Genomic DNA, 25,787 nt, shown 5'->3' with positions numbered 1-25,787 from the left:
GCTTGCCGGCGATGACGTTTTCAATCTCGCCATCGCTGGTAAGCCAGGTTCCTGCAAAAGATTATTGAGCCTTGTCCTCACGCCCACGCAGCAGCATGTTCGGCATCGCTATCGCTGCGGCCAGCCCTAATAGCGACACTGCCGCACTGACCAGCAGCAGATGCCTGAACGTCAGCAACAGCTCCGCGCGTAACGCATTGCGTGCATCCCCCGGCGCGGCGTTCAGGCCATCGAGCAAGACATTCCCCGAACTGCCCTCAGCGATCATCGAAGAATCGGCAAGGTGGGCGAAACTAGAATCCTGCAGCAACGCCAACAATAACGCCGACATCAACGCCACACCCACGGCGCCTCCCAGCGAGCGAAACAGGTTAGTGGTACTGGTTGCGACGCCAATGTCGCGCTGATGTACCGAGTTCTGTGTACCGACCAAAGACGTCGGGAACTGCATCCCGCCCGCGATGCCGGAGAGCAACATGAAAAGGCCGCTCCAAACTGTCGCCTCAGGCGGACTGAAGGCCATGCCCAGAATGGAGATTGGCATCAGCACAGCGCCGGTCAATATCATCGGTTTATAGCGGCCGGTCACCGACGTCCGGCGTCCGGCAAAATAAGCACCGATCGGCAAACCGATGGCCAGCGGCAACAAGTGCAACGCAGCGCTGTCGGCCCCGGCCCCGGTAACACTCTGGAAGCGCAAAGGCATCAGCACAATCAGTGAGATGGCCTGGAAACTGGTAAAGAAAATCGTGCACCAGCAATAAATTGCGCTGCGGTTGGCGAACAAATGCATGGGCAGCAAAGGTTCCCGCGAGCGGTGTTCATGCCAGACGAAAATCCCCAGGACCACGACGGAGCAACCCAGCAGGCCCATCACTTCCGCGCTGCGCCAGGCGTGCCCTTGGCCGACCTGGGTGATGCCCAGCAGCAGAGCCGTCAAACCGATGATCATCAGCACGGTGCCGAGGTAATCGATCACCGGTTTGCGTTGTGGCACGGGCAGACCTACCAGCGTGTGATGGGCCACCAGCCACGCACCCAGCCCCAACGGCAGGTTGATCAGGAACACCCAACGCCAGGACAGGTATTCGGTCATGTACCCGCCGAGCACCGGGCCTGCGACGCTGGCCACCGCATACATGCTGCTGAAATAGCCTTGATATCGACCACGTTCGCGAGGCGGCACGATGTCGCCGATGATCGCCTGGCTGACCGAAATCATGCCGCCGGCACCAATGCCCTGAAGAATTCGCGCCAGTACCAATTGCTCCATGTTTTGCGCCATGCCGCAAAATAAAGAGGCAGCCGTGAACAATCCCATGCCGAATAGCATCAACTTGCGACGACCATACAAATCGCCCAGTTTTCCGTAGATCGGCACCGCTACCGTCATCGCTACCATGTAGCCGGAAATCACCCAGGCCAGCAGGCTGAGGTCTTTGAATTGGGCGGAGATAGCCGGCATCGATACCGCGACAATTGTCTGGTCGAGTGCCCCCAGAAAAATCGCCAGCATCAAGGCGAGTAACACGCTGCGAATCGCAGGTTTGGGGGTTTCAGGCTGCTTGAGATTGGTCACGAGTAAAACCTGCGGGCAATGAAGGGCCCGCAAGCGGCAGGGCCAGCGGGATGCTTGCCAGTGTAAGTCGGTAGCAGGCTATTCGATAGCCTCGTACGGGAGTCCGACGTAATTTTCTGCAATAGTTTTTCGACCGGCCTCGGAGTCGACAAAGTACCCAAGTTCTGATTCGGTGATGCGCTGACTGAACGCGTCCTGGTCGTCAAAACGATGCAGCATCGACGTCATCCACCAGGAAAACCGCTCGGCTTTCCATACGCGGCGCAGGCAGATTTCGGAGTATTTAGTCAGTAGGTCGATGCGCCCGTCGCGGTAAACCTTCAGCAGGATATTGAATAGCGTACTGACGTCGCTGGCCGCCAGGTTCAAACCCTTGGCGCCGGTGGGCGGCACAATATGGGCGGCATCGCCGACCAAAAACATGCGCCCGTATTGCATCGGCTCCACCACAAAACTTCGCAGCGGTGCGATGCTTTTCTCTATGGATGGCCCGGTTACCAGCGAGGCGGCCAGTGTCGACGGCAGGCGTGCTTTGAGTTCATCCCAGAAACGCAGATCAGACCATTCCTCGACTTTTTCGTCGGCCGCCACTTGCAGGTAATAACGGGTGCGGGTTGCCGAACGCATGCTGCACAGCGCAAAGCCACGTTCGTGGCGGGCGTAAACCAGCTCTTCGTGGACGGGTGGGGTGTCGGCGAGAATACCGAGCCAACCGAACGGATACACCCGTTCGAATACCTTCAAACAGTCGGCGGGAATCGACTGTCGCGCCACGCCATGAAAACCGTCGCAACCGGCAATGTAATCGCAGTCCAGGCGATACAGCTCACCGTCCTTTTCGAACGTGACACAGGCCTCATCGGTTTTCATACCGTGGGGCGCAACGTTGCAGGCCTGGTAAATGGTGGGCGCACCGGCCTCCCGACGGGCGGCCATCAGGTCTCGGGTGACTTCTGTCTGACCATAAATCATGACGGTTTTGCCGCCCGTCAGTTGTTGCAGGTCAATGTGCACCTGGCGCCCATCCAGGGCCAGTTCGAACCCGCCGTGCACCAGCCCTTCGGCATCCATCCGCTGACCTGCCCCGGCCTGACGCAGCAGCTCTACCATGCCCTGTTCAAGGACGCCCGCACGAATTCGCCCGAGTACATACTCAGGTGTCTGGCGTTCAAGGATGAGGGTGTCGATGCCGGCGTTGTGCAGCAATTGGCCGAGCAATAATCCGGACGGACCGGCACCAATAATGGCGACTTGGGTTTTCAGCGTTTTCATTGTTTTTATGACTCGCAAGCTTCACGCGACTCACGCCGGTGAATGATTTTTATGGATCGAGTGCTTGCATTTTTCACTTGCGGGTCTGTCAATTGAAGGTGAAAACTGAGCCGATACCTGTACATTCTGCCAATCGGTGCGATTATCGCCCGTCACCACCCCGAGGCCTGGATTGAAGTTATGAACAAGCCTGCTCTGCCTTCGATACCCGTATTCAAACTCTATGGTGAAAGCCTGGACTGGCCGACTCCGGATTTGCTGCACTGTGAAACCATTTCCAAACGCAGTCGTGAGCATCATTGGGAAATCAAACCCCATCGCCACGCTGATCTGTGTCAGTTGCTCTTCGTATTCAAAGGTCAGGCAGAGCTTGAAATCGAAGGCAAACGAACTCAACTGACTGAACCGGCGATCCAGATCCTGCCGCCGTTATCGGTGCACGGTTTTCGGTTTTCCGAAGACATCGAAGGGTTTGTGGTGACATTGGCTGCGCCGTTGGTTGCTCACCTGCAGGCTCAATTGGGCAGCGCGATGAATGCGTTGGCTCAGGCCGAAAGCTACCCGGCGGGCAAGGATGGTGAATACCTCAACAGCCTGTTTTGCGCGCTGCAGGAGGAGTACACCGGCCATCAGCCTGCCCGGGAAATGCTGATGCATTCGCTGGTCAGCGTGATCATGGTGTGGACCAGCCGACAGGCGCTGCAACGCCGCACAGCCAGCCAGCGTCCGCAGCGGGCGCGGGAATACCTCAATGGTTTTATTCAATTGGTAGAGGAAACCTATCGCCAGCATGTGAAGGTCGAAGACCTGGCCCATCGCCTGGGGATCTCGGTATCCCACCTCAATGGCACGTGCCGTGAACTGGCAGGGCAACCGGCATTGCAGATCATGCATGAGCGTCAGTTGCTGGAGGCCAAGCGACTGCTGACCTACACCAGCATGACCATTTATGAAATGTCCGACATGCTGGGATTTTCAGACCCGACCAATTTCACACGCCTGTTCCGGCGCCGGGTAGGCATTTCGCCCAAGGCGTTTCGCGACCGTTTGAAGGCCGATCAAGATCACCACGCCTGACTGCGCGTTAGCGAAGGGCGTTGAGTGTTCCGTTGTGGGGCATGCAGCGCTCGAAGTTACAGCTCGCGTATTCACGGGGCAGTTGTCGCAATTGTTCAACACGCCAGGCGGCAGTGCCGTACAGCGCCATCGTCGCTGCACAGGTGATGAAAATGGCGAGGTACCTTCTTGTTTTGATGTTCATGGCGTTGACCTCTGAACGAATACTCTTCGGTATTACCTTCAGCATAGGTCAGTGTTGGAGAGTTGGGTAGGCGCGCGGTGTTTACAGGCCTTTATCCCAGTCCGGCTCTTGCGGAAACCGCAGCACCAAAAAATCCAGCAGGCTGCGCAACGTGGCCGGCATATGTTTGCGTGAGGCATAGACCGCGTACACACTCATCTGCCGGGGCTCGGCGTCCGGCAGCAGGCGCACCAACTCCCCGCTGTGAATGTGCACGCCGGCCTGATAGCTCGGCAACATCGCCACCCCGGCCCCCGCCATGGTTGCGCGCAGCAGCGTACTGGCTTCGTTGGCAGTGATATTGCCCTGCACCGGCACTGACACCTGTTCGCCGTCCTGCTCGAAATGCCAAAGACTTTTGCCAAAGTAGGAGTGGGTAAGGCAATTGTGCTGTGCCAGATCTTCTACCCGCTGCGGCGCCGGGTGCTCATCCAGATAGGCGTGGGACGCGCAGATCACCGAACGACAGACTGTCAGCCGACGAGCGATCAGGTTCGGGTCCAGATCGTTGCTGGTACGGATGGCCAGATCGATACGCTCATCCACCAGATTTACCGTGCGGTCGAGCATCTGCAGGTCAATGGTGACGCCGGGGTAGCGTTTGACATAAACAGCAATGGCGTCCGCCAGTTGCGCCTGGCCGAACGACGTACTGACACTGATTCGCAGCAGGCCGCGCGGTGCATCGTCGGGCTCACTGACAGCGGTTTGCATGTCGCCGGCCAGGTCGAGCATCGACCGGCAACGCGGCAATACTTCCATGCCTGCAGCCGTCAGGCTTAATTTACGCGTGGTGCGGTGCATCAACCTGGCGCCGACCCAGTCTTCCAGTTCCGCCAGATAACGCGAAACAACGGGACGCGAAAGGTCCAGATGATCAGCCGCAGCGGACTGGCTACCCAGGTCGACCACCGCTACGAAGACGCGCATTGCTTGTAAACGATCCATGATTTGCCCGATTTCAGAAACAAACTATGTTCCAGCATCGCATTTTTTGTACTGAGTCGCGCAACTAAGCTGTGTGCCATCGCCATTGCGGCATTTGGATTACGGAGCAATAGATGATCGGCTTCACTTCGCTTAAACGTATTTTGCTGGCGACCGCAGCGCTTGGTTTCGCAGCCCACGCAGCGGCGGCGTCGAACTTGACCCTGGACGTTTACAACCCGGGGGACCAGGCGACTTTTCCTGTGAGTTCGGTGTTGGTCAGTGGCCAGAAAGAGGCGATTCTGATCGATGCGCAATTCGGCAAGTCCCAGGCTGAAAACGTCGTGAAGAAAATTCGCGACAGTGGCAAGCAATTGACCACCATCTACATCAGCCACGGTGACCCGGATTATTACTTTGGCCTCGACACGCTGACCCGTGCATTCCCCAACGCCAAAGTGTTGGCCTCGCAGCCGACCGTGGATCACATCAAGCAAACGGTCGACGGCAAACTGGCGTACTGGGGCCCGAAAATGGGTGCCGATGTGCCTGCAAAAACCATCGTGCCGCAGGTGCTCAAGGGTGACAGCCTGATGCTGGAAGGGCAGAAATTGCAGGTGGTGGGCCTTGAGGGCAAACAGCCGGACCGCAGTTTCGTGTGGATCCCCTCGATCAAGGCGGTAGTCGGTGGTGTGATCGTCGCCGAAAACATCCATGTCTGGATGGCCGACACTCAAACCTCGCAGTCGCATGCCGATTGGTTGGCTACGCTGCATTCCATCGAAACCCTGAAACCGAAAACGGTCGTGCCGGGTCACTACCTGGGTGAAAGCGCCCGCTCGATGGCGGCCGTGAAGTTCACGGCCGATTACATCAAGGCTTTCGACGAAGAAACCGCCAAGGCCAAGGACTCGGCAGCGCTGATTGCCGCGATGAAAAAGCGCTACCCGACACTGGGTGAGGAAAGCTCCCTTGAGTTGAGCGCGAAAGTCGCCAAGGGCGAGATGAAGTGGTAACCCGATTCACCCACTCACACTGATCCACACGGGAGAACGTCATGAGCAAGATTGCAATTATTGGTGCCACCGGTCGTGCTGGCAGCCAACTGCTGGAAGAGGCCCTGCGTCGCGGTCACAGCGTTACCGCCATCGCCCGCGACACATCGAAAATTGGCCAGCGTGCCGGCGTCGTGACGCGCAATGTCGATGCCCTTGATGCCGATGCTCTGCAAACGGCGGTTGCGGGTCACGATGTTGTGATCAGCGCTGCACACTTCGCGACCCTGCCGGCCAGTGCCGTTGTCGGTCCTGTCAAAAAGGCTGGAGTGAAACGTCTGCTCGTCGTGGGCGGTGCCGGTTCGTTGTTGCTGCCGGACGGCACTCGGGTGATTGATAGCGCGGGTTTTCCTGAGGCCTACAAAGCCGAGGCGAGTGCCGGTGCTGTGTTTCTTGAAAACCTGCGTCAGGAAAAGGATCTGGACTGGACGTTTTTGTCGCCGTCCGCCGAGTTTGTCGAAGGTGAGCGCACGGGCACATTCCGGGTCGGCAAGGACGATTTGCTGGTGAGCCGTGAAGGGCGCAGCTGGATCACATTCGCCGATTATGCAATCGCGCTGATTGATGAAGTCGAAACCCCGACACACTCCCGGCAGCGGTTTACCGTCGGGTATTGAACACACCGGGCAATTGTGGGAGTGCTGGTGTAGCGCAAAGCGTTGAGGCTTAACGTGATTGGGCTTGCTGCACCAGCCATCCCATCAGCTCACGCAATCGTGGCGAGGGCGCGGGTTTTTCCGGCAACACAAGGTAGTACCCCAATCCGGTTTTCACCTTCAATTCGAACGGCATCACCAGTCGTCCCGCGCTCAAATCATCGCCAATCAACGACCAGTCCCCAATCGCCACGCCTGTCCCTTGGGACGCCATCGACATCGCCAGGTCCAGCGTTTCGAAATGCTGACCCTTGCTCACATTGCTCAAGCGCACATCAGCGGTTTTCAGCCAGGCCTTCCAGTCACGTTCGTCGCGGGTCGGGTGCAGCAGCAGATGTTGTTGCAAGTCATCCGGCGTCGACAGCGGTACCGAACCTTCAAGCAGCGGCCTGGAACAGACCGGCGTCAGTTGTTCATCGAACAGGTGAAAAGAGGCGAGTGCGCTGTCTGGTGGCGGGCCGTACATCACCGCCGCATCGAACTGTTCTCGATGAAAATCCACGCCGTGCTTGACCGTGGTGGTCAGCTCTACCGGCACGTCCGGGCGTTCCCTTTGCCACTGCAGCAGGCGTGGCAGCAACCAGCGCATGACGCACGTCGGGGCCTTGAGCTGCAAGGTTTCGCGCTTCTCGCCGATCTGCTCCACCGCCTCGTCGATCAAACCGAAAATCTGCTGCACGCGCGGAAGCCACTCGCGTCCCTCAGCGGTCAGGTCGAGGCCGCGGGCCTGGCGAATGAACAGCTCATAACCCAGATGATCTTCCAGCCCGGCAATCTGCCGACTCACCGCGCCTTGGGTAATGTGCAGCTGTTCGGCGGCCCGCGTGAAGTTGCAGCACTGCGCGGTAATCAGAAAGGTGTGCAACGCCGGCAAGGGAGGCAGTCGTTTCATGGAGATCCAAGGTATGACGTGAGGACATGGCTAGTATGACTTTTTATCCATTGTTGCGGCTACGTGTCGCCCGTTCCAATGAGGCCATCCCTGGACCTGCCCACTCATCATAAACACGGCGCAGGCCCGGCGTCTCAAACGAACAAGAAGGGCAAAACACATGGCGACGTGCGGCGAAGTATTGGTCAAGTTACTCGAAAATTACGGGGTTGAGCAGGTGTTCGGCATTCCCGGCGTTCACACCGTGGAGCTGTATCGCGGCCTGGCCCGTTCGAGCATCAACCATGTCACACCGCGTCACGAACAGGGTGCCGGTTTCATGGCCGACGGATATGCACGCACCAGCGGCAAACCGGGTGTGTGCTTCATTATCACCGGCCCTGGCATGACCAACATCACCACGGCGATGGGCCAGGCGTACGCCGACTCGATCCCGATGCTGGTGATCTCCAGCGTGCAATCGCGCAGCCAATTGGGTGGCGGTCGCGGCAAGCTGCATGAACTGCCGAACCAAAGCGCTTTGGTCGCTGGCGTGGCGGCGTTCTCCCACACGTTGATGTCGGCCGCTGAGTTGCCGGGCGTACTGGCGCGAGCTTTCGCGTTGTTCCAGGCGGGTCGTCCGCGTCCTGTTCATATCGAAATTCCGCTGGACGTATTGGTCGAAGACGCCGATGAGCTGCTATCCAGCGTTCCGGTCAATATTGATCGCGCCGGTGCCTCGCCAACGGCTGTCAGCCGCATGACCGCGCTGCTGGCCGGTGCCAAACGTCCGTTGATTCTCGCCGGTGGTGGCGCCATCGACGCAGCGGCGGAATTGACCGAACTCGCGGAACTGCTGGATGCGCCTGTCGCCCTGACCATCAACGCCAAAGGCATGCTGGAATCCGGCCACCCATTGTTGATCGGTTCCACCCAAAGCCTGGTCGCGACCCGTGCCTTGGTGGCTGAGGCCGACGTGGTACTGGCGATCGGCACTGAGCTTGCCGAGACTGACTACGACATTACCTTCGCGGGTGGTTTCGAGATTCCTGGCGCGCTGCTGCGTGTCGACATCGACCCGGATCAAACTGTGCGCAACTACCCGCCACACGTGGCGTTGGTGTCCGATTCGCGCAATGCCGCCCGAGCCATGTTGAACCAATTGTCCCATCACACGCTGGCCGAGCGCCGCAACGATTGGGGGCAGGTTCGCGCCGCACGTTTGCGTGAAGACCTCGCCGCCACCTGGGATGCCCCGACGCTGGCCCAGACGTGTTTTCTGGAGACCGTGTTGCACGAATTACCGAACGCGGTGTTTGTCGGTGATTCGACCCAGCCGGTGTACACCGGCAACCTGACGTTCAACCCGGAGCGTCCGCGTCGCTGGTTCAATTCATCAACCGGTTACGGCACCCTCGGCTACGCCTTGCCGGCAGCGATCGGCGCCTGGCTTGGCGGCAGCGCCGAGCATGGCACGCGACCGCCAGTGGTGTGTCTGATCGGTGACGGTGGCCTGCAATTCACCTTGCCGGAACTGGCCAGTGCCGTTGAGGCAAGAACGCCGGTGATTGTGCTGTTGTGGAACAACCAGGGCTACGAAGAGATCAAGAAATACATGGTCAACCGCGCCATCGAACCGGTTGGCGTCGACATCTATACCCCGGATTTCATCGGCGTCGCCAAGGCGCTGGGGTGTGCAGCCGAAGCGGTCGCAGGCATCGATGCCTTGCGCATTGCATTGCGTGCAGCCACCGACCGGCAGGGCCCGACCCTGATTGAAATCGATCAGGCTGAGTGGATGAAGGCGGTGTCGAAATGAGTTTTCCGACGACACTCGATGGGCTGTACATCGATGGCCAATGGTCCGGCGGCACACAACACCTGCGCGTGATCAACCCCGCGACCGAAGCCTTGTTGACGACAGTCAATGGGGGTGATGAACAGGCTGTCGATCACGCTATCAGTGCTGCCTCTAACGCGTTCAAGGCCTGGTCGCAAACCACCGGCGCCGAGCGTGGCGCTATCCTGCGCAAGATCGCGGCGGGCGTGCAGGCGGGTCGCGAACAACTGATGCATGTGCAGTCGAGCAACAATGGCAAGCCGCTGTTCGAGGCGGCTATCGACGTCGACGACGTGATTGCCACGTTCGAATATTACGCAGGCTTGGCCGAAGGCCTCGATGCGCGGCAAGACAGCAACGTCGAGTTGCCGACCGATGACTTCAGCGCTCGCCTGCGCCGGGAGCCATGCGGTGTGGTCGGCCTGATCGTGCCGTGGAATTTCCCGATGGTCACTACCGCCTGGAAGCTTGCCCCAGCCTTGGCTGCGGGGTGCTGCGTGGTGCTTAAACCGTCCGAGGTGACACCACTGCCAGAGCTGGAACTGGCGGCCATCATTGCCGACGCCGGTTTGCCCAAAGGCGTGTTCAACCTGGTCTGCGGCACGGGCCTGGCAGTGGGTGCGCCGATGTCGGCCGACCCGCGCATCGCCAAGATCTCGTTTACCGGCAGCAATGCGGTGGGTGTGCAGGTGATGCAGCGCGCGGCAGAAACGGTCAAGGGTGTAAGCCTGGAACTGGGCGGCAAATCTTCGCTGCTGGTGTTGGCTGACGCTGATATTGAACTGGCCGTTGAAGTCGCCTGTGGTGGCGGGTTTTTCAACGCCGGCCAGATGTGTTCGGCCACCAGCCGTGTGTTGGTTGCGCAAGCGTTAGCGGACGAGTTCCTGGTGCGCCTCAAGGCCCGGGCCGAGGCGATTCGGGTGGCTGATCCGTTTGACCCGGAAGTGGAAATGGGCGCGCTGGTCAATCAAGCGCAATACCAGCGAGTGCTGGGCCACATTGATCGCGGTTTGAATGACGGCGCCAAGTTGATCTGTGGCGGCAATCGCCCGGCGCACCTGCCGCGCGGTTATTATTTGCAGCCGACGATCTTCACCGAAGTGCCCCAGGGCAGTGCGTTGTGGCGCGATGAGATTTTTGGCCCGGTGATTTGTGTGCGCACGTTTGCCAGCGAAGACGAGGCTATTGCCTTGGCCAACGACAGCCAGTTTGGCCTGGTCGCCAGCGTTGTCACCCGCGATGCGCAAGCCGCTGATCGGGTCGCCAATGCGTTGCAAGCGGGGTTGGTGTGGATTAACGCTCCGCAAGTGATCTTCCCGCAGACCGCTTGGGGTGGCTACAAGCAGAGCAGCCTTGGCCGTGAGTTGGGGCCGTGGGGTTTGCAGGCTTTCCAGGAAATCAAACACGTGATTCGAGCGCTCTGACGGCTCGAAAAGGGTCAGTGCATGCCTCGCGATGAGGCATGCACTGGCGTCATGGCTTCAATGAGTTTTTATCGATAGTCAGCGGTTTTACACAACCTCAGGATGAACTCGCTGGTTCAGCCAAGCCCCCGGAAATAGAGAGGCTAACGCTTATCCAGTTGTGCGGATGCAACCTTTTCGACCTGCCTTATACCTACAAAAACAAAGGGAGTCCTTCATGGGCGAACATGATCTGAACAGGCGTCAATTCATCAAAACAGTGGGTGTAGCGTCGGTAGCGGCGGCAGCCATGAGCATGCCCTTCATCCGGGCCAACGCCAGCGACACACGTTTTCAGGGCAAGACCCTGCGCCTGTTGACCTGGTCGGATGACACCGGACTTGCAGCACTGCGCAATATTGCGGCGACGTTCGAGGACAAATACGGGGTCAAGGTCATCGCTGACCGCACCGGCAGCACCTCGGAAATGGTCGCCAAACTCAAGGCCGGCGGTGATCGTGCACAGTACGACATCATCACCTTGGCTGGTGTCGGCGCTGAAGGTCTGGCCGCCGCCAATCTCCTGGAAAAACCTGACCTCAACCGCATTCCGAACCTGGTCGATGTGCCGGAAAAATACCGTACCGGTGCCAATGGCCACGGCATTGGTTACCTGTTGTGGTGCAACAGCTTGGTCTACAGCACCCGCACCATCAAAGAGGCGCCGGACAGCTATGCCGCGCTGTGGGATGCGGAACTGTCGCCGAATATCTTCCTGCCGCCGCCGAACTGGACCGAGGCCATGGACCTGATCATCATCGCCGCGAAACTGGCCGGCGGCGACGAACACAACATCGAGCCGGGCTTCAAAAAACTCGCCGAACTGAAAGACCGCGTAGTGACCCTTGGCGAAAACCCGAACCAGATTGCGGAGCTGTTCCGTACCGGTTCGCTGGACATGGGCGGCCTTTATGCGCCGGCGTTTTTCCCGAAACAGATTCGCGACCCGGCATACGGCTTGGGCGCTACGTTTGGCATGAAGGAAGGTTTTTACACCGACCTGATGCTGTCGGTGATGCCGAAGAATCGCCCGGGCGATACCGATCTGGCGTACGCGTTCATCAACCATTCTCTGGACCCGCTGGTGCAGGGCAAGATGGCTGAGGACATCTACAACGGTCCGGTCAATGCCAAGGCAATCATCTCTGCCGAAGCGCGCAAGAGCCCGTACATCCTCACGCCGGAGCAAATTGCCGAGAAGGCGATCATGCACGACAACGCCTTCCTGGCCACCGTGCATGACCAATGGATTCGTCGCTACACGGAAATCTTTTCTTCCTGATCGAGTGACGAGCACAGGTCCCTCAATCACTGAAGATCCCCTGTGGGAGCGAGCCTGCTCGCGAATGCGTCGGCACATTCGGTATTTATGTGGCTGACACACCGCTTTCGCGAGCAGGCTCGCTCCCACAGGGGGCGCGGTGGTTTTGAGGGCTGTGTTCGTCAGCTGCTTTCCATTGACGAGACCTTTGCTATGGAAAACCAACCTTTAACTCATTCGGTCAGCCCCGCTGAGCCACGCGCGAAGCGGGGTGTTTCGCCCACGACGCGGGCCTGGCTTTTCCTGTCGCCGTCGATGTTGTTTCTGGGCGTGCTGATTGCCGCCAGCCTGTTGGTACTGCGCATGAGCGTGGGCACCAAAGGTGCGGAATGGACCGGTTTCAGCCTGGCCAGTTACGCTCAATTGCTGGAACCGTACTACCTCAAATCCCTGTTGCTGACCCTGCGTCTGGCGTTGATCAGTGCGGTGATTGCGGTAGTCCTGGCGATTCCGGTGGCCTACACCATGTCGCGCCTGACGTCGCCATTTGTGCGAAGGATTTTCCTTGCCGCGGTCCTGCTGCCGTTGCTGGTCAACCTGCTGCTGCAAAGCTACGGCTGGCTGGTGATTCTGGGCCCGGGCGGCATGCTCAACCAGGCCTTGATGGGCCTGGGCCTGATCAAGCGTCCGATCATGCTGCTCTACAACCAGAACGGCGTATTGATGGGCTTGGTGCAAACCGCATTTCCATTGGCCGTACTGCCGATTGCCAGCGCCATGCGCGGTGTCGCGCGCACTTACGAAGAGGCCGCTGCCACGTTGGGCGCCAGCCGCTTCCAGGTGTTTCGCCAAGTGGTGTTGCCGATGAGTTTGCCGGGGATCATCACCGGTGCAACGTTGGTGTTTGCCTACAACGCCAGCAGTTTTGTCGTGCCGCTGTTGCTCGGTGGCCGACGCGTGCCGATGTTGGCAGTGATGGTTCATGACCAGATCGCGCCACTGATGAACTGGCCCGCTGCATCGGCGGCCGGTGTGGTGCTGATCGTCACCACGCTCGCGATCATGACCGTGTCCGAATACTTTACTGGCCGACGTCGGCGCAGGATGGAGGCTTCCCAATGAGCACCCTGATCAAGAAGCGGCATTCGCTGTTGCCGGGCGAAACCGGCAAGTTTGCCGGCGTGGTGTCGGGCTTCATCCTGTTGCTGGCGGTGTTGCCGATTCTGACCATGATCGTGATGTCGTTCAGCGGCGCCTCGAACCTCGACTTCCCGCCCAACAGCTATAGCTTGCAATGGTACAAAGCCGCCTGGCACACGTTTGCATCGCCCGACTCCAGCGATGTGTTGAGCCTGGGTAAAGCCATGACCACCAGCCTGATGGTCGCCTGCCTGACCATGGTGTTTGCGACGATCATCGCGGTGCCGGCGGCCTATGTGCTGACCCGTTGCGAATTCCGTGGCAAAGCCGTGGCGATGCAACTGATGTCGTTGCCGCTGGTGTTCCCGATGGTGGTGTTGGGGCTGGCGTTGCTGTTGGTGTTCGACAGTTTGCCGTTCCAGATAACCACTTCAAGACTGGTGATCGCTCACGTGATTCTGGCCTTGCCGTTCGTGGTCAAGAACTGCACGGCGGCGATGCTTTCCATTGGCAGCGAAGTGGAAGAGGCGGCGCAAATGCTCGGCGCTTCACCGACCCGGGCGATCTTCGATGTGGTGGTGCCGCTGATGAAGTCGGGGATTCTGGCGGGCATGCTGCTGGCGTTCATCGTCTCGTTCAACGAGTTCACCGTGACCTATTTCCTCTACACCATCGACGTCATGACCGTGCCGATCTGGATGTACAGCCGTACGGTGTCTTCACTCGACCCTACCGTTTTCTCGTTTGCCGTGCTGATCGTGCTGATCGACTTCGTCCTGATCTGGGCGTTGGAGAAGCTGGTCGGTGAGGGTGGCGTTTCCTTTTAGCTCTGCCTGGAGGGGCCTGCGCTCGATCATGCCGCGTTAAAAGTCTGCTCAGAATGCTCATTGACGACAGTCAACTTCGCTTCTTCGCAGACGTTTACCTCGCTTGATTATCGCTCGGCGGCCTCCAGCCAGAACCTTATTTTTGAGGTGCAACATGTCTGGTCTGATTCTGGAAAACGTCGAGAAATTTTACGGCTCGGCCTGTGCGGTGAAAGACGTAAACCTGCATTTGCCCGAGGGCAAACTGGTGTGTTTTCTCGGTCCTTCGGGCTGCGGTAAAACCACCTTGCTGCGGATGATCGCCGGCCTCGAAACCCTGACCGGCGGCGAGATCCGCCTGGACGGTGAAGACATCGGCCACACGCCTGCGCACCAACGCAATTTCGGCATGGTGTTCCAGTCGCTGGCGTTGTTCCCGCACATGACCGTGGGCGAGAACATCGCTTATCCACTGAAACTGCGTGGCGTCAGCAAGGCTGATCAACAGGCGCGCGTGGTGGAGTTGCTGCAACTGATTCAACTGCAGGAGATGATTGATCGCCCGGTGTCGAAGCTCTCGGGTGGTCAGCGCCAGCGCGTGGCGATTGCCCGGGCAATTGCTGCACGGCCGAAAATTCTGCTACTGGATGAGCCGTTGTCGGCGCTGGACGCCAAGCTGCGCGAATCGATGCAGGTGGAAATCCGCCAACTGCAACAACGCCTGAACATCACCACCATCATGGTGACTCACGATCAGCGTGAGGCGATGACCATGGCCGATATCGTGGTCGTGCTGGGCGAGCACCGTGTGCAGCAAGTGGGCACGCCGATTGAAATCTATCGGCACCCAGCCAATGAGTTTGTTGCGGACTTTATCGGTTCGGGCAACATTTTTCCGGCCACCGTGCTGGGCAACGGCAAGGTCGGTTTGCCGGGCGGCGATGCGTTGGAGGTGCCGATCTGCAGCAGCATTGTGGTCGGTGAAAAAGTGAAGATGCTGATTCGTCCGGAAGACCTGCAACTCTCGCAGCCGCAGGCTACGGCAGGCAATCGGTTGTTGGGCAAAGTGACGTTCGTGCGCGATATCGGCGCGACAATTGAAACGACGGTGGAGTGTTCCGGTGTGTCATTCACGGCGCTGAGCACACCGTGTCAGGGGTTTGGTTTAAGCATCGGCAACCCGGTATCGGTGACCTTGCCGGCCGAGGCATGCCGGGTACTCGGTGCCTGACTGAATCAATCGCTAGCAGGCTAGCTCCCACATTGGATCGCATTACACGCAACCTTTGTGGGAGCCAGCAGCTCCACAACGGAACAAATCAAACACCACCCCTGTGGGCGCTAGCTCCTCCCACATTGGATCGCATTACACGCAACCTTTGTGGGAGCCAGCAGCTCCACAATGGAGCAAATCAAACACCACCCCTGTGGGAGCTAGCTCCTCCCACATTGGATCGCATTACACGCAATCACTGCGGGAGCCAACTGCTCCCCAATGGAACAATCAAACACCACCCTGTGGGCGCTAGCTCCTCCCACATTGGATCGCATTACACGCAATCACTGCGGGAGCCAACTGCTCCCCAATGGAACAAATCAAACACCACCCCTGTGGGAGCTAGCCTGCTAGCGATGGGGTCATCAGCCACACAACAAATGTTGGACTAAACCGTCAGCCGCAATCGCGCCAAATCTCGCAGTGGCGGTGCGCCAAACAATCGGCTGTACTCGCGACTGAACTGCGAAGGGCTTTCATAGCCGACGCGGTACCCAGCCGCCGAAGCCTCCAGCCCTTCGGCCAGCATCAACCGCCGAGCCTCCTGCAACCGCAACTGTTTCTGATACTGCAGCGGGCTCATCGCTGTCATCGCCTTGAACCGGTGATGCAGCGTCGACACGCTGAGGTTTACTTCTTTCGCCAGATCGTCAATACGCAGTGGCTGCTCATAGTTGCCGTTAAGCCACTTGATCGCCTGACTGATGCGATGGCTCTGGCTATTGGCGATGGCAATTTCATACAGCCGATGCCCTTGTTTGCTACGCAACAACCGGTAAAGAATCTCCCGGCGGATCAGCGGCGCGAGCATGGCGATGTCTTTGGGGGTGTCCAGCAAGCGGGCCAGGCGCAACACCGCATCAAGCATCGCGGTGTCGATTCGTTCCACGTAAAGGCCTCGTCCGGTGGGCCGCGTGGGCACGCCAAGCGGACCGGCGTCTGCAATCAGGGCAGTTATTTCTGCCGGATCAATGTCCAGCCGTATCGCGAGAATGGGCTCCTCGGAGGTGACATTCACCACGCGCCCACTCAGTGGCATCGAGACGGACACCACCAGGTAATTCAGCGGATCGTAATTGAAGTACTCGTCCGCCAATCGAACCTCTTTTCGACCCTGCGCCATGATGCACAGCGCCGGTTGCGCCAGTACCGGTGCAAAGTCGTGGCTTTGGCTGTGGCGCGACATGCACAGCGAGCCGATGGCTGTGGCATAGGTGCCATCTTCGGTCGTATTACGACGGATGATAGCCGCCAGTTCCGCGCGCTGTTTCTCCATGTCGGCGTCCAGCGGGGCTTGAAAGTGATCGAGTGACGACATGCACGGCATCCTCGGTGGGACGTTGGTAATGAGCCAAGCTTAAGTTTGTGCAAGAGCGGGCGGTAGACACATCCTGCCTCATGCTTGCCTGATTCTGCATGGGGTTTGTTAACGGTCGCTCTATACCGGTCAGGGCCAGGTGAAACTTGCTTGAAAGCGATTTTTTATGAGCAGGGCAGCGGATAACGATAGCGACAGTGGTTTTTCACACTGTCGCAGGATTGTGCAACAAGCCAGCAGGAATCGACTAACCGCACTGTGATTTGCGCGTTTAACCTTTGATCCTGTCGCAGCCCGTCCCACGGCTGCCACTCGAGTACCTGGGAGAGTTGAACATGTCTACGCAGATCCCCGTGAGTCATATGGCTTTTGTCCGTGCCCGCGCCGGGCGCTCAGTGGAGCTTGGCGCGCGCCTGAGCGCATTGATCGAGCCGTCACGCAATGCATCCGGTTGCCTGAGCTTTGCCTTGCAGCACTCTCAATGCGACCCGGAGTTGTGGCTGGTGTCCGGTTTCTGGATCAATCAACAGGCCATGACTGCTTATTTCAGCACGCCGGCGATGCAGATTTTTGCCGAGCTGGTGCAGGAAATGGTCGTCAACAGCCTGGATTTTCATACCTTCAAGGATGTGTCTGCCGATCAGGCACAGTGCAACACGCAGTCGTGGGTACACAAAATGGCGGGTTGAGGGTTTAATGGCCCCACTCTCACTCAGCCAGGATCCGCGACATGGCACGCAAAGCCTTTGATCATTTCGAAGCTGTTTCCGCTGTAGTACCGGGCGAAGGTGGTTACCACGCCGCGATCGCCGTCAAAGCGCTGGGTGGCGCCGGGACGCCACGGTTTCACAAAGTGCTTGAAGATCAAATCTTCAAAACCGCCAACGAGGCCGATCTGGCCGCTGCAAAAGAGCTGACTCGCCTTAAAGACGTCAAAGAAAACGCTGACCTGCTCTGGTAATCACTTGACCGCCCCTGGGCGGAACATCTTGAACAATGCCTCTGGCCCCAGCTGAAAATAATCCGCTGGGCCGCCGCCGCGCAGAATCGGTTCTGCCGCGGCGGTGTCGTATACCCCGTCCTTCAATAACCACTTGGCGATATGCACGGCGACCACTTCGCCGAGAATCAGCCAGGTCGGCACTGCATTCCCGTCAGCTCGCTGCAATTGAATAATCTGCGTGACCTTGCACTCGAACGACACCGGGCTTTCGGCGACGCGCGGCACCTGAATGATTTTCGAGGCGACCGACGTGAGGCCCGACAACTCGAATTCATTGACCTGTGGCCCGACCATTGCGCAGCTCTGGTTCATTTGCTCGGCCAATGGCCGTGTTGCCAGGTTCCAGGCGAACTCACCGGTCTGCTCGATGTTGTTCAGGCTGTCTTTACGCCCCACGCTGGCAAAACCAATGATCGGCGGAATGTAGTTGAACGCGTTGAAAAAGCTGTAGGGCGCGAGGTTCAGGTGGCCTTCGGCATCCTGCGAAGAAATCCAGCCGATGGGGCGTGGGCCGACGATGGCGTTAAACGGATCGTGGGGCAGGCCGTGGCCGTTGGCAGGTTCGTAAAAATGGATGTCATCAGCCATGGCGTACAGTTCCTGAAAAGGGATTTAGTGCGAAGAAGGCCATAGTGCAAGGGCCGAGCAGTTATTTCCAGTGCGCAAATCAGCGGCCCATAAAAACGACTAAGCCCGGCCGAGGCCGGGCTGTGATGCCACGTTTTGAGGATCAGCTGATGGCAGCCGAGCCAGTGCGATCATAGCCGTCAGCAGCGAAAGTGGCGGAGCCGGTTTTGTCGTAGCCGTCTTCAGCCAGAGTGGCGGAGCCAGTGCGGTCGTAGCCATCAGCAGCGAAAGTGGCGGAGCCGGTTTTGTCGTAGCCATCTTCAGCCAGAGTGGCGGAGCCAGTGCGGTCGTAGCCGTCAGCAGCGAATGTGGCGGAACCGGTTTTGTCGTAGCCGTCTTCAGCCAGAGTGGCGGAACCCGTGCGGTCGTAGCCATCAGCGGCAACTGCAGAACCCGTGCGGTCGTAGCCATCAGCGGCAACTGCAGAACCCGTGCGATCGTAACCGTCAGCGGCAATTGCGGAGCCCGTGCGGTCGTAACCATCAGCGGCGAACGTGTTGGCAGCCAGTACAGAGAGGGCCAGTGCGAGGATCAATTTGCTTTTCATGATGATGCTCCAGATCGGTTGGCGTTTTTTGCCTTGGGTGTGGAATTAATATGACGCCAATTAATTCGATTAAAAAGCGCAAATAAACGTTAATAAAGATCGATTAAGTAGATGTTAAGGCCGTCAGCCTTTTCGCTTTTCAGAGGCAGAAAGCGCCAACACGGATGAATCGATCAGACAGTTGCAGGATGGATCACGGGCATTAACGCGTGATTAATCGGCGGTTGGGGTAGGTGACAGTTTTTTCATGAGGCGCTAATGGAAAAGGGCAAACCCATGCCGGGTTTGCCCTTTCGTTTGTTCGCGTCGGGAGATTTAGTCCGTTTCGATCCGTGAATGCTTGCGGGTATCTTTCATGGTCGCGTAGACCGCGAGAGACACGGCAATACACGCCGTGACATACCAGTAGTAGCCGGTTTCCATGCCAATGCTCTTGAACCACAGCGCGATGTATTCAGCGGTGCCACCGAAAATCGATACGGTCAATGCGTACGGCAAACCAACGCCCAGGGCGCGGATTTCGGTGGGGAACAATTCGGCTTTGACCACTGCGTTGATCGAGGTGTAACCGCTAACGATGATCAGCGCGGCCATGATCAGGAAGAACGCGCCCCACCAGGTCTGCACGGTGTGCAGCGTGGTCAGGATCGGCACGGTAAACAGCGTACCCAGAATGCCGAAGGCAATCAGGATCGGCCGGCGCCCGACTTTATCCGACAACCCGCCCACCAGCGGTTGCAAGCACATGAAGAGGAACAAGGTGGCGGCCGAAATCGTGGTGGAATCGGAGATGCTCATGCCGACGGTGTTCACCAGGTATTTCTGCATGTAGGTGGTGTAGGTGTAGAACGCCAAGGTGCCGCCCATGGTCAGGCCGACCACGGTCATCAGTTCCTTCGGATGGCGCATCAAGGTGCGCATTGCGCTTTCCTTGGACTTCTCTTTCTTGGTGAACGACTCGGTTTCTTCCATGCCGCGACGCAGGTACAGCGCGACCACGGCACACAGCGCGCCGATGGCGAACGGGATGCGCCAGCCCCAAGCGTACAACTGCTCGGTGGTCAGCATGTTTTGCAGCACGATGAGTACGCCAAGGGCGATGAGCTGGCCGGAAATCAGGGTCACGTACTGGAAACTGGAGAAGAAACCGCGACGCTCCTTGGTCGCCATCTCGCTGAGGTACGTCGCTGAAGTGCCGTATTCACCGCCCACCGACAAGCCTTGCAGCAAACGCGCGAACACCAGCAGGATCGGCGCACCGATGCCGATGGTTTCATAACCCGGGCTCAGGGCAATCAGCAACGAGCCGAAGCACATCAGGTAGACCGAGGCCATCAGTGCTTTCTTGCGGCCTACCTTGTCAGCGTACAGACCCATCAGCCAGCCGCCGATCGGACGCATCAGGAAGCCGACCGCGAAGATCGCAGCAGTGTTCAGCAGTTGTGCGGTGGTATCGCCTTTAGGGAAAAAGGCCTTGGCGAAGTACAACGAAAAAGCCGCGTAGACGTACCAGTCGTACCACTCGACCATGTTGCCGACCGAGCCGCTGAAGATCGACTTGATGCGACTGGAAGTGGTTCTGGGTGTGACGGGCGCGGCAGCCGACCCAATGGGCAGGGCGTTGGAGTTATCCATTGAAGGATCCTTCGTTTAATTGTTTTTGTGGAGCGCATGGAAACGCAGCCTGCAGGGGCTATAGCAGGAGCTGTGCCAATGAATGGAGGGCCGGTTTAGAGGGGTTTTACAGTTTGAGTGAGCGGAAATCCGCTCATCTGGACACAGGTGTGAGCGGAAAATCGCTTATTGGCGGGTGGAATAGCATTGTTTGTGCCGGCCTCATCGCGAGCAGGCTCGCTCCCACACCGGTCCGGTGTACACCCATCAACTGTGGAAGCGCGCTTGCTCGCGATGAAGCCGGTTCAGGCGTGCCAGAAGTCAACTGCCTTGCACGAACATTTCGCGGGTCAGGCCATGGCGCTGCATCTTTTCATTGAATGTGCGGCGTGGCAGTTGCAACTCTTCCAGTACCGCTTTCACATCGCCCTTGTGCCGAGTCAACGCCGCGCGCAGGCAATGCGCTTCGAAGGCTTCCTGTTGCGCCGCCAATGACTGCCCTGGATCAATTCCCAGCGGCGCAGGCTCATCCAGCCCCAATACCTGGCGCTCGGCCACATTGGCCAGTTCTCGCACATTGCCCGGCCAGTCGTGGCTCAACAGGTGACTTAACTGTGGGCCGGTCAGCGGTGGAAAGCTGCGGCCCAAACGCTCGGCAGCACTTTGCGCGAACGACTCGAACAGTAACGGGATGTCTTCACGTCGCTCACGCAGCGGCGGCAGGCGCAATTCGGCCACATTAAGCCGATAGGCCAGGTCCTCGCGAAAACGTCCGGCCCGCGCTTCGTCCAGCAAATCCGGTTTGGTCGCGGCGATAATGCGCAAATCCACGCGGATACTCTGATTCGAGCCCAGCCTTTCGAGCTTCTGCTCTTGCAACACACGCAGCAGTTTCACTTGCTGAGCCAGCGGCATGCTCTCGATTTCATCGAGAAACAGCGTGCCGCCATCGGCGTACTCAAGCTTGCCGATGCGTTTGCCTTGGGCGCCGGTAAAGGCGCCACTCTCGTGACCGAACAGCTCGGCTTCGAATAACTGCTCGGGGATTGCCGCGCAGTTCAATGCCACAAACGGCTTGCCGGCGCGTGGCCCGAAGTCGTGCAGGCACCTGGCAACCAACTCCTTGCCACTGCCGGTTTCGCCGCGAATTACCACGTTAACCGGCAATGTCGCCAGATCCAGCACTTGCCGGCGCAATGTCTGCAGGCCTCGCGACACACCCAACAGCGTCGCATCCAGCTTGCTGCGGTTATCTGCCTGTTCGTGCAATGCACGGTTTTCCAGCACCAGTGCGCGCTTGTCCAGCGCACGACGCAAGCTGCTCAGCAGTGTTTCAGGGCTGAAGGGTTTTTCGAGGAAGTCGTAGGCACCCTCGCGCATCGCATCGACCGCCATGGGTACATCCCCGTGGCCGGTCAGCAGGATCACCGGCAAATCAGGGTCGCGACGCCGAACCTCGGCCAACAATTCCAAGCCCGTCATACCGGGCATGCGCACATCGCTAAGGATCACCCCAGGAAAGTGGCTGGGCAATTGCGCCAGGCATTCATCCGCACGACTGAACAGCTGCACCTCAAACCCCGACAGGCTCAACCACTGTTCGACCGCACTGCGAATGCTGCTCTCGTCGTCGACCACAATCACTGAATTCAGCATGGGTTTTGTACCTGTGGGTCGATGGGCAAGGTCAGGGTGAACACCGCGCCGTGTTCCTGATTGGCAGCACTCAAGCGGCCGCCCGACTCATGAACGATGGCAAACGATACGGCCAGGCCAATGCCCAAACCATCACCAACCGCTTTGGTGGTAAAAAACGGATCGAAGACCTTCGGCAGGTTTTCTTCGGTGATACCGCCGCCATTGTCTGCCACGGTCAGGCGCCACAGGTGTTCATCCGCGTCGAGGCGAATTTCCAGACGCTTGCAGGATTTGTCCTGCATCGCATCCAGCGCATTGCGCAGCAGGTTGATCAACACCTGCTCCAGACGAATCGCATCGCCGCGTACCCAGGCCGGGCGTGTCAGGTGCAGCACCGTGCTGACCTGTTCATCGCGCAGGCGTGTGTCGAGCAAGGCTAGCGATTGATCGACCACAGAGGCCAGGTCCAAACGTTCGCGCAAACCGCTGGGGCTTTTACGGGCGAAAGTTTTCAGGTGCCCGGTGAGGGCCGCCATGCGTGTCAGCATATCGTCGACGGGTTTGAGCGCCTTGTACGCATCGTCGACACGGCCGTGATCAAGCAACAGCCGCAGCGTAGCAAGCTGCATGCGTTGTGCGGTCAGCGGTTGATTGATTTCGTGCGCCAGCGCGGCAGACATCTGGCCCAAGGCTGCCAGTTTGGCCGATTGCACCAAGCCGTCCTGAGCGGTGCGCAGTTCTCGGGTGCGTTCTTCTACCAGTTGTTCAAGCTCTTCGCGGCTGCGTTGACGCATTTTCGCCAAGCGCCAGCGTTGATAAAGAAACAGCGACAGGAACACCAGTGTCAGCCACAGTCCGGCCGCTGCCAGGGCTGCATTGCGCCGGTCTTCGAAGGCCACTTGCGGGCGGCGCAGCAGGTGCAGCGTCCAGCCTTCGGAGGGCAGCGGCAGCGATTCCCACAGGTAATCCGCCTGGCCGTCAGGCCCGTCAACTCGCGACAGATCGCTGTTTTCATCAAAGCGTCGAAGTGATTGATACAGCAGTGGCGTCAGCGGTTGTTTGTCGTATTGGCGAGTGGCCTTGAGTTCGGCGTGATCGCTTTCGGTCAGTGGTTTCAGCAGTCGATAACGCCAGCCTGGCTGGTTGGCGATAAAAATAATCCCGCGTGCGTCGCTCACCAGCAGTGTGTCGTTGCCCTGACTCCATTCACGCTCCAGTTCCGGAAACTCGAGTTTCACCACCATCGCGCCCAGGAACCGGCCGTCGTCATCGGTAATCGCGCAGGACAGGAAGTAACCAGGAATGCCGCTGGTCACGCCCACCGCATAAAAACGCCCGGTGCCCTGGGTGCGTGTCTGACTGAAGTAAGGACGAAAACCGTAGTTGTGGCCGACGTAACTGCTGGGCAAACGCCAGTTGCTCGCCGCCACCGCCATGCCGGTGCGATCAAGCAGTTCCAGGGTAGAGGAGGCCGCTGCACCGTTGATTTTTTCCAGTTTGCGATTCAGCGCATCCTGTTGCTCGCCACTCACCGAGCCCTCAAGTGCCGAACGCAGCTGCGGGTCCAGCGCGAGCACGGCGGGCAGGGCGCGGTAACGTTCGATCAGGGTGTGCAGCGATGTCGCGTACAGCGCCAATTGCTGATTTGCGCGTGCAGCATCTTCCACCAGGGCCTGACGCTCTGCGTGGCGCATGGCTAGCGTGGCGGCGAGGGCTGCGCCGGCAAGGATAAAAACGGTGTAGAGCGTCAGACGCAGGATTCGAGAGGATTGAAGCATTTCAGTACACAGGTGTGCAGGGGCGCGCACCATAGCATGAGCCATAAAAAAGGCGACAGAGGATAACCCTCTGTCGCCTTGGTCTGGTCAGTTGAAGTGCTTACTGCACCTCTACCGCCAGGCTTTCACTGATCTTTTTCTGCCAGATAGCAGGACCTGTGATGTGAACCGACTCACCTTTGCTATCAACCGCAACAGTCACCGGCATGTCTTTCACGTCGAATTCGTAGATGGCTTCCATGCCCAGTTCAGCGAAAGCCACTACGCGCGATTTCTTGATGGCTTGCGCCACCAGGTAAGCCGCGCCGCCGACAGCCATCAGGTAAACGGCTTTGTGGTCCTTGATCGCTTCGATAGCGGTCGGGCCGCGCTCGGATTTGCCGATCATGCCCAGCAGGCCGGTTTGCTCGAGAATCTGACGGGTGAACTTGTCCATCCGCGTGGCCGTCGTCGGGCCGGCAGGGCCAACCACTTCTTCGCGCACCGGATCAACCGGGCCCACGTAATAGATGAAGCGACCCTTGAGGTCCACCGGCAAGGTTTCACCCTTGTTCAGCATTTCGACCATGCGTTTGTGCGCAGCGTCGCGACCGGTGAGCATTTTGCCGTTAAGCAGAACGGTTTCACCTGGCTGCCAGCTCTGCACTTCTTCCGGGGTCAACGTGTCGAGATTGACGCGACGTGCCGATGGGCCTGCTTCCCAGACGATTTCCGGGTAAGCGTCCAACGGTGGCGCCTCGAGCGAGGCCGGGCCGGAACCGTCAAGCACGAAGTGGGCGTGACGGGTGGCGGCGCAGTTGGGGATCATGCACACCGGCAACGAAGCGGCGTGAGTCGGGTAATCCATGATCTTCACATCGAGCACGGTGGTCAGGCCGCCGAGGCCTTGGGCACCGATGCCCAATTGGTTGACCTTCTCGAACAGCTCCAGGCGCATCTCTTCGATACGGTTGGAGGGGCCACGCTTTTTAAGCTCGTGAATGTCGATGGATTCCATCAACACTTCCTTGGCCATCACTGCCGCTTTCTCGGCGGTGCCGCCGATGCCAATGCCGAGCATGCCCGGCGGGCACCAGCCGGCGCCCATGGTCGGAACGGTCTTCAGAACCCAGTCGACGATGGAGTCGGACGGGTTGAGCATGGCCATTTTCGATTTGTTCTCGGAGCCGCCGCCCTTGGCCGCCACGTCCACTTCCACGGTGTTACCTGGAACGATGGAGTAGTGGATAACGGCCGGGGTGTTGTCCTTGGTGTTTTTACGAGCGCCCGCCGGGTCGGCGAGGATAGAGGCACGCAGGACGTTTTCCGGCAGGTTGTAAGCCTGGCGCACGCCTTGGTTGATCATGTCGTCCAGGCTCATGGTGGCGCCGTCCCAGCGCACGTCCATGCCCACACGGACAAAAACGGTAACGATGCCGGTGTCCTGGCAAATCGGACGATGGCCGGTGGCGCACATGCGCGAGTTGATCAAAATTTGCGCGATCGAATCGCGGGCCGACGGGGATTCTTCCCGCAGGTAGGCCTCGTGCATCGCCTGGATGAAGTCAACGGGGTGGTAATAGGAAATGAACTGCAGGGCGTCGGCAACGCTCTGTATCAGGTCGTCTTGCTTGATCACGGTCATGAGTCGCGCTCCTCTAAAAGACGGGAACATTCAATAAGGTGCTTGCAGCTTGGTTGTATCGGTCGGTTGCAAGCACCTTTCAAGGCACGCCGGGCATGCTGGCGCGACGCTAAAAAGGCGCGGCAGTATAGCGCGCCTCGCTGGCGGGTACACGCGCCGACGGTCAAACTTGTGGCGAGGGGTTTGATCCCC

The 25,787-nt window shown here is 58.8% G+C and carries 23 protein-coding genes; 11 read left to right on the top strand and 12 right to left on the bottom strand.

What is annotated here, in order from left to right:
• Positions 1-61: 61 nt before the first annotated feature.
• Both ACQR3R_RS20665 and pobA read right to left on the bottom strand, forming a co-directional pair.
• Positions 62-1,579: a DHA2 family efflux MFS transporter permease subunit gene (locus tag ACQR3R_RS20665; RefSeq protein WP_428274805.1), complete on the bottom strand. Its 1,518-nt coding sequence runs from the start codon at positions 1,577-1,579 to the stop codon at positions 62-64.
• A 78-nt stretch (positions 1,580-1,657) separates the two neighbouring features.
• Positions 1,658-2,851 carry a 4-hydroxybenzoate 3-monooxygenase gene (gene pobA / locus ACQR3R_RS20660; protein WP_428274803.1) on the bottom strand — a complete coding sequence of 398 codons (1,194 nt, stop codon included), beginning with the start codon at positions 2,849-2,851 and terminating at the stop codon, positions 1,658-1,660.
• A gap of 180 nt (positions 2,852-3,031) precedes the next feature.
• On the opposite strand from pobA, the gene ACQR3R_RS20655 reads away from it, so the two are divergent.
• Complete coding sequence (locus ACQR3R_RS20655) at positions 3,032-3,928, top strand: helix-turn-helix domain-containing protein (RefSeq protein WP_428274801.1); 897 nt, start codon at positions 3,032-3,034, stop codon at positions 3,926-3,928.
• A 7-nt stretch (positions 3,929-3,935) separates the two neighbouring features.
• Here ACQR3R_RS20655 and ACQR3R_RS20650 read toward each other — a convergent pair whose 3' ends face one another.
• Positions 3,936-4,112, bottom strand: a complete 177-nt coding sequence (locus ACQR3R_RS20650; protein ID WP_428274799.1) for a hypothetical protein — start codon at positions 4,110-4,112, stop codon at positions 3,936-3,938.
• A gap of 81 nt (positions 4,113-4,193) precedes the next feature.
• A complete protein-coding gene (locus tag ACQR3R_RS20645; protein WP_428274797.1) occupies positions 4,194-5,099 on the bottom strand; it encodes a LysR substrate-binding domain-containing protein in 906 nt (301 codons plus the stop codon).
• Between the two features lie 113 nt (positions 5,100-5,212).
• Between ACQR3R_RS20645 and ACQR3R_RS20640 the strand changes: the two genes are divergently transcribed.
• Positions 5,213-6,094 carry an MBL fold metallo-hydrolase gene (locus ACQR3R_RS20640; protein WP_428274795.1) on the top strand — a complete coding sequence of 294 codons (882 nt, stop codon included), beginning with the start codon at positions 5,213-5,215 and terminating at the stop codon, positions 6,092-6,094.
• Between the two features lie 41 nt (positions 6,095-6,135).
• Positions 6,136-6,750, top strand: coding sequence for an NAD(P)H-binding protein (locus tag ACQR3R_RS20635; protein ID WP_428274793.1), 615 nt, complete (start codon positions 6,136-6,138; stop codon positions 6,748-6,750).
• A 49-nt stretch (positions 6,751-6,799) separates the two neighbouring features.
• On the opposite strand, the gene ACQR3R_RS20630 is transcribed toward ACQR3R_RS20635, so the two are convergent.
• On the bottom strand, positions 6,800-7,681 hold the full coding sequence (locus ACQR3R_RS20630) for a LysR substrate-binding domain-containing protein (protein ID WP_428274791.1): 882 nt from the start codon (positions 7,679-7,681) through the stop codon (positions 6,800-6,802).
• A 160-nt stretch (positions 7,682-7,841) separates the two neighbouring features.
• Here ACQR3R_RS20630 and ACQR3R_RS20625 point away from each other — a divergent pair, with 160 nt between their 5' ends.
• The 6 genes from ACQR3R_RS20625 (at position 7,842) to ACQR3R_RS20600 (ending at position 15,401) form a co-directional block, all read left to right on the top strand.
• Complete coding sequence (locus tag ACQR3R_RS20625; RefSeq protein ID WP_428274789.1) at positions 7,842-9,479, top strand: 5-guanidino-2-oxopentanoate decarboxylase; 1,638 nt, start codon at positions 7,842-7,844, stop codon at positions 9,477-9,479.
• Complete coding sequence (locus ACQR3R_RS20620) at positions 9,476-10,924, top strand: aldehyde dehydrogenase family protein (RefSeq protein ID WP_428274787.1); 1,449 nt, start codon at positions 9,476-9,478, stop codon at positions 10,922-10,924. The genes ACQR3R_RS20625 and ACQR3R_RS20620 overlap by 4 nt, the downstream gene beginning before the upstream one ends.
• Positions 10,925-11,141: 217 nt before the next feature.
• A complete protein-coding gene (locus tag ACQR3R_RS20615; protein ID WP_428274785.1) occupies positions 11,142-12,245 on the top strand; it encodes an extracellular solute-binding protein in 1,104 nt (367 codons plus the stop codon).
• Positions 12,246-12,437: 192 nt separating this feature from the next.
• On the top strand, positions 12,438-13,346 hold the full coding sequence (locus ACQR3R_RS20610; protein ID WP_428274783.1) for an ABC transporter permease subunit: 909 nt from the start codon (positions 12,438-12,440) through the stop codon (positions 13,344-13,346).
• The gene (locus ACQR3R_RS20605) at positions 13,343-14,191 is read left to right on the top strand and encodes an ABC transporter permease subunit (protein ID WP_428274781.1); all 849 of its coding nucleotides are present in this window, start codon (positions 13,343-13,345) and stop codon (positions 14,189-14,191) included. The genes ACQR3R_RS20610 and ACQR3R_RS20605 overlap by 4 nt, the downstream gene beginning before the upstream one ends.
• Before the next feature lie 154 nt (positions 14,192-14,345).
• Positions 14,346-15,401, top strand: a complete 1,056-nt coding sequence (locus ACQR3R_RS20600) for an ATP-binding cassette domain-containing protein (RefSeq protein WP_428274779.1) — start codon at positions 14,346-14,348, stop codon at positions 15,399-15,401.
• 433 nt (positions 15,402-15,834) lie between these two features.
• On the opposite strand, the gene ACQR3R_RS20595 is transcribed toward ACQR3R_RS20600, so the two are convergent.
• A complete protein-coding gene (locus ACQR3R_RS20595) occupies positions 15,835-16,764 on the bottom strand; it encodes an AraC family transcriptional regulator N-terminal domain-containing protein (RefSeq protein WP_428274777.1) in 930 nt (309 codons plus the stop codon).
• A 335-nt stretch (positions 16,765-17,099) separates the two neighbouring features.
• On the opposite strand from ACQR3R_RS20595, the gene ACQR3R_RS20590 reads away from it, so the two are divergent.
• A complete protein-coding gene (locus ACQR3R_RS20590; RefSeq protein ID WP_428274776.1) occupies positions 17,100-17,453 on the top strand; it encodes an antibiotic biosynthesis monooxygenase in 354 nt (117 codons plus the stop codon).
• A gap of 41 nt (positions 17,454-17,494) precedes the next feature.
• Positions 17,495-17,725 carry a hypothetical protein gene (locus ACQR3R_RS20585; protein WP_428274774.1) on the top strand — a complete coding sequence of 77 codons (231 nt, stop codon included), beginning with the start codon at positions 17,495-17,497 and terminating at the stop codon, positions 17,723-17,725.
• Here the strand turns inward: ACQR3R_RS20585 and ACQR3R_RS20580 are convergent, their stop codons facing one another.
• From ACQR3R_RS20580 to ACQR3R_RS20555, 6 genes are all read right to left on the bottom strand, one after another.
• Positions 17,726-18,355 carry a flavin reductase gene (locus tag ACQR3R_RS20580; protein WP_428274772.1) on the bottom strand — a complete coding sequence of 210 codons (630 nt, stop codon included), beginning with the start codon at positions 18,353-18,355 and terminating at the stop codon, positions 17,726-17,728.
• Between the two features lie 142 nt (positions 18,356-18,497).
• The gene (locus ACQR3R_RS20575; protein WP_428274770.1) at positions 18,498-18,941 is read right to left on the bottom strand and encodes a hypothetical protein; all 444 of its coding nucleotides are present in this window, start codon (positions 18,939-18,941) and stop codon (positions 18,498-18,500) included.
• 315 nt (positions 18,942-19,256) lie between these two features.
• Positions 19,257-20,576, bottom strand: coding sequence for an MFS family transporter (locus ACQR3R_RS20570; protein WP_428274768.1), 1,320 nt, complete (start codon positions 20,574-20,576; stop codon positions 19,257-19,259).
• Positions 20,577-20,876: 300 nt separating this feature from the next.
• On the bottom strand, positions 20,877-22,211 hold the full coding sequence (locus ACQR3R_RS20565) for a sigma 54-interacting transcriptional regulator (RefSeq protein ID WP_428274766.1): 1,335 nt from the start codon (positions 22,209-22,211) through the stop codon (positions 20,877-20,879).
• Positions 22,205-23,971, bottom strand: a complete 1,767-nt coding sequence (locus ACQR3R_RS20560) for an ATP-binding protein (RefSeq protein ID WP_428274764.1) — start codon at positions 23,969-23,971, stop codon at positions 22,205-22,207. The genes ACQR3R_RS20565 and ACQR3R_RS20560 overlap by 7 nt, the downstream gene beginning before the upstream one ends.
• Before the next feature lie 100 nt (positions 23,972-24,071).
• Positions 24,072-25,595, bottom strand: a complete 1,524-nt coding sequence (locus ACQR3R_RS20555) for a FumA C-terminus/TtdB family hydratase beta subunit (protein ID WP_428274762.1) — start codon at positions 25,593-25,595, stop codon at positions 24,072-24,074.
• Positions 25,596-25,787 lie beyond the last annotated feature (192 nt).

Source organism: Gordonia sp. IEGM753, from assembly GCF_050321825.1.
Classification (GTDB): Bacteria; Pseudomonadota; Gammaproteobacteria; order Pseudomonadales; family Pseudomonadaceae; genus Aquipseudomonas.
Note: the sequence above shows the minus strand (reverse complement) of the source record. Positions and strands in the feature narration are given on the sequence as shown.

Bases quoted from the DNA above. Each gene is read 5' to 3' on its own strand.
- ACQR3R_RS20615 (WP_428274785.1), top strand. From the start codon at position 11,142: ATGGGCGAACATGATCTGAACAGGCGTCAATTCATCAAAACAGTGGGT.
- ACQR3R_RS20555 (WP_428274762.1), bottom strand. From the start codon at position 25,595: ATGACCGTGATCAAGCAAGACGACCTGATACAGAGCGTTGCCGACGCC.
- ACQR3R_RS20635 (WP_428274793.1), top strand. From the start codon at position 6,136: ATGAGCAAGATTGCAATTATTGGTGCCACCGGTCGTGCTGGCAGCCAA.
- ACQR3R_RS20625 (WP_428274789.1), top strand. From the start codon at position 7,842: ATGGCGACGTGCGGCGAAGTATTGGTCAAGTTACTCGAAAATTACGGG.
- pobA (WP_428274803.1), bottom strand. From the start codon at position 2,851: ATGAAAACGCTGAAAACCCAAGTCGCCATTATTGGTGCCGGTCCGTCC.
- ACQR3R_RS20630 (WP_428274791.1), bottom strand. From the start codon at position 7,681: ATGAAACGACTGCCTCCCTTGCCGGCGTTGCACACCTTTCTGATTACC.
- ACQR3R_RS20655 (WP_428274801.1), top strand. From the start codon at position 3,032: ATGAACAAGCCTGCTCTGCCTTCGATACCCGTATTCAAACTCTATGGT.
- ACQR3R_RS20650 (WP_428274799.1), bottom strand. From the start codon at position 4,112: ATGAACATCAAAACAAGAAGGTACCTCGCCATTTTCATCACCTGTGCA.
- ACQR3R_RS20645 (WP_428274797.1), bottom strand. From the start codon at position 5,099: ATGGATCGTTTACAAGCAATGCGCGTCTTCGTAGCGGTGGTCGACCTG.
- ACQR3R_RS20610 (WP_428274783.1), top strand. From the start codon at position 12,438: ATGGAAAACCAACCTTTAACTCATTCGGTCAGCCCCGCTGAGCCACGC.
- ACQR3R_RS20620 (WP_428274787.1), top strand. From the start codon at position 9,476: ATGAGTTTTCCGACGACACTCGATGGGCTGTACATCGATGGCCAATGG.
- ACQR3R_RS20595 (WP_428274777.1), bottom strand. From the start codon at position 16,764: ATGTCGTCACTCGATCACTTTCAAGCCCCGCTGGACGCCGACATGGAG.
- ACQR3R_RS20565 (WP_428274766.1), bottom strand. From the start codon at position 22,211: ATGCTGAATTCAGTGATTGTGGTCGACGACGAGAGCAGCATTCGCAGT.
- ACQR3R_RS20580 (WP_428274772.1), bottom strand. From the start codon at position 18,355: ATGGCTGATGACATCCATTTTTACGAACCTGCCAACGGCCACGGCCTG.
- ACQR3R_RS20605 (WP_428274781.1), top strand. From the start codon at position 13,343: ATGAGCACCCTGATCAAGAAGCGGCATTCGCTGTTGCCGGGCGAAACC.
- ACQR3R_RS20560 (WP_428274764.1), bottom strand. From the start codon at position 23,971: ATGCTTCAATCCTCTCGAATCCTGCGTCTGACGCTCTACACCGTTTTT.
- ACQR3R_RS20590 (WP_428274776.1), top strand. From the start codon at position 17,100: ATGTCTACGCAGATCCCCGTGAGTCATATGGCTTTTGTCCGTGCCCGC.
- ACQR3R_RS20600 (WP_428274779.1), top strand. From the start codon at position 14,346: ATGTCTGGTCTGATTCTGGAAAACGTCGAGAAATTTTACGGCTCGGCC.
- ACQR3R_RS20575 (WP_428274770.1), bottom strand. From the start codon at position 18,941: ATGAAAAGCAAATTGATCCTCGCACTGGCCCTCTCTGTACTGGCTGCC.
- ACQR3R_RS20585 (WP_428274774.1), top strand. From the start codon at position 17,495: ATGGCACGCAAAGCCTTTGATCATTTCGAAGCTGTTTCCGCTGTAGTA.
- ACQR3R_RS20640 (WP_428274795.1), top strand. From the start codon at position 5,213: ATGATCGGCTTCACTTCGCTTAAACGTATTTTGCTGGCGACCGCAGCG.
- ACQR3R_RS20570 (WP_428274768.1), bottom strand. From the start codon at position 20,576: ATGGATAACTCCAACGCCCTGCCCATTGGGTCGGCTGCCGCGCCCGTC.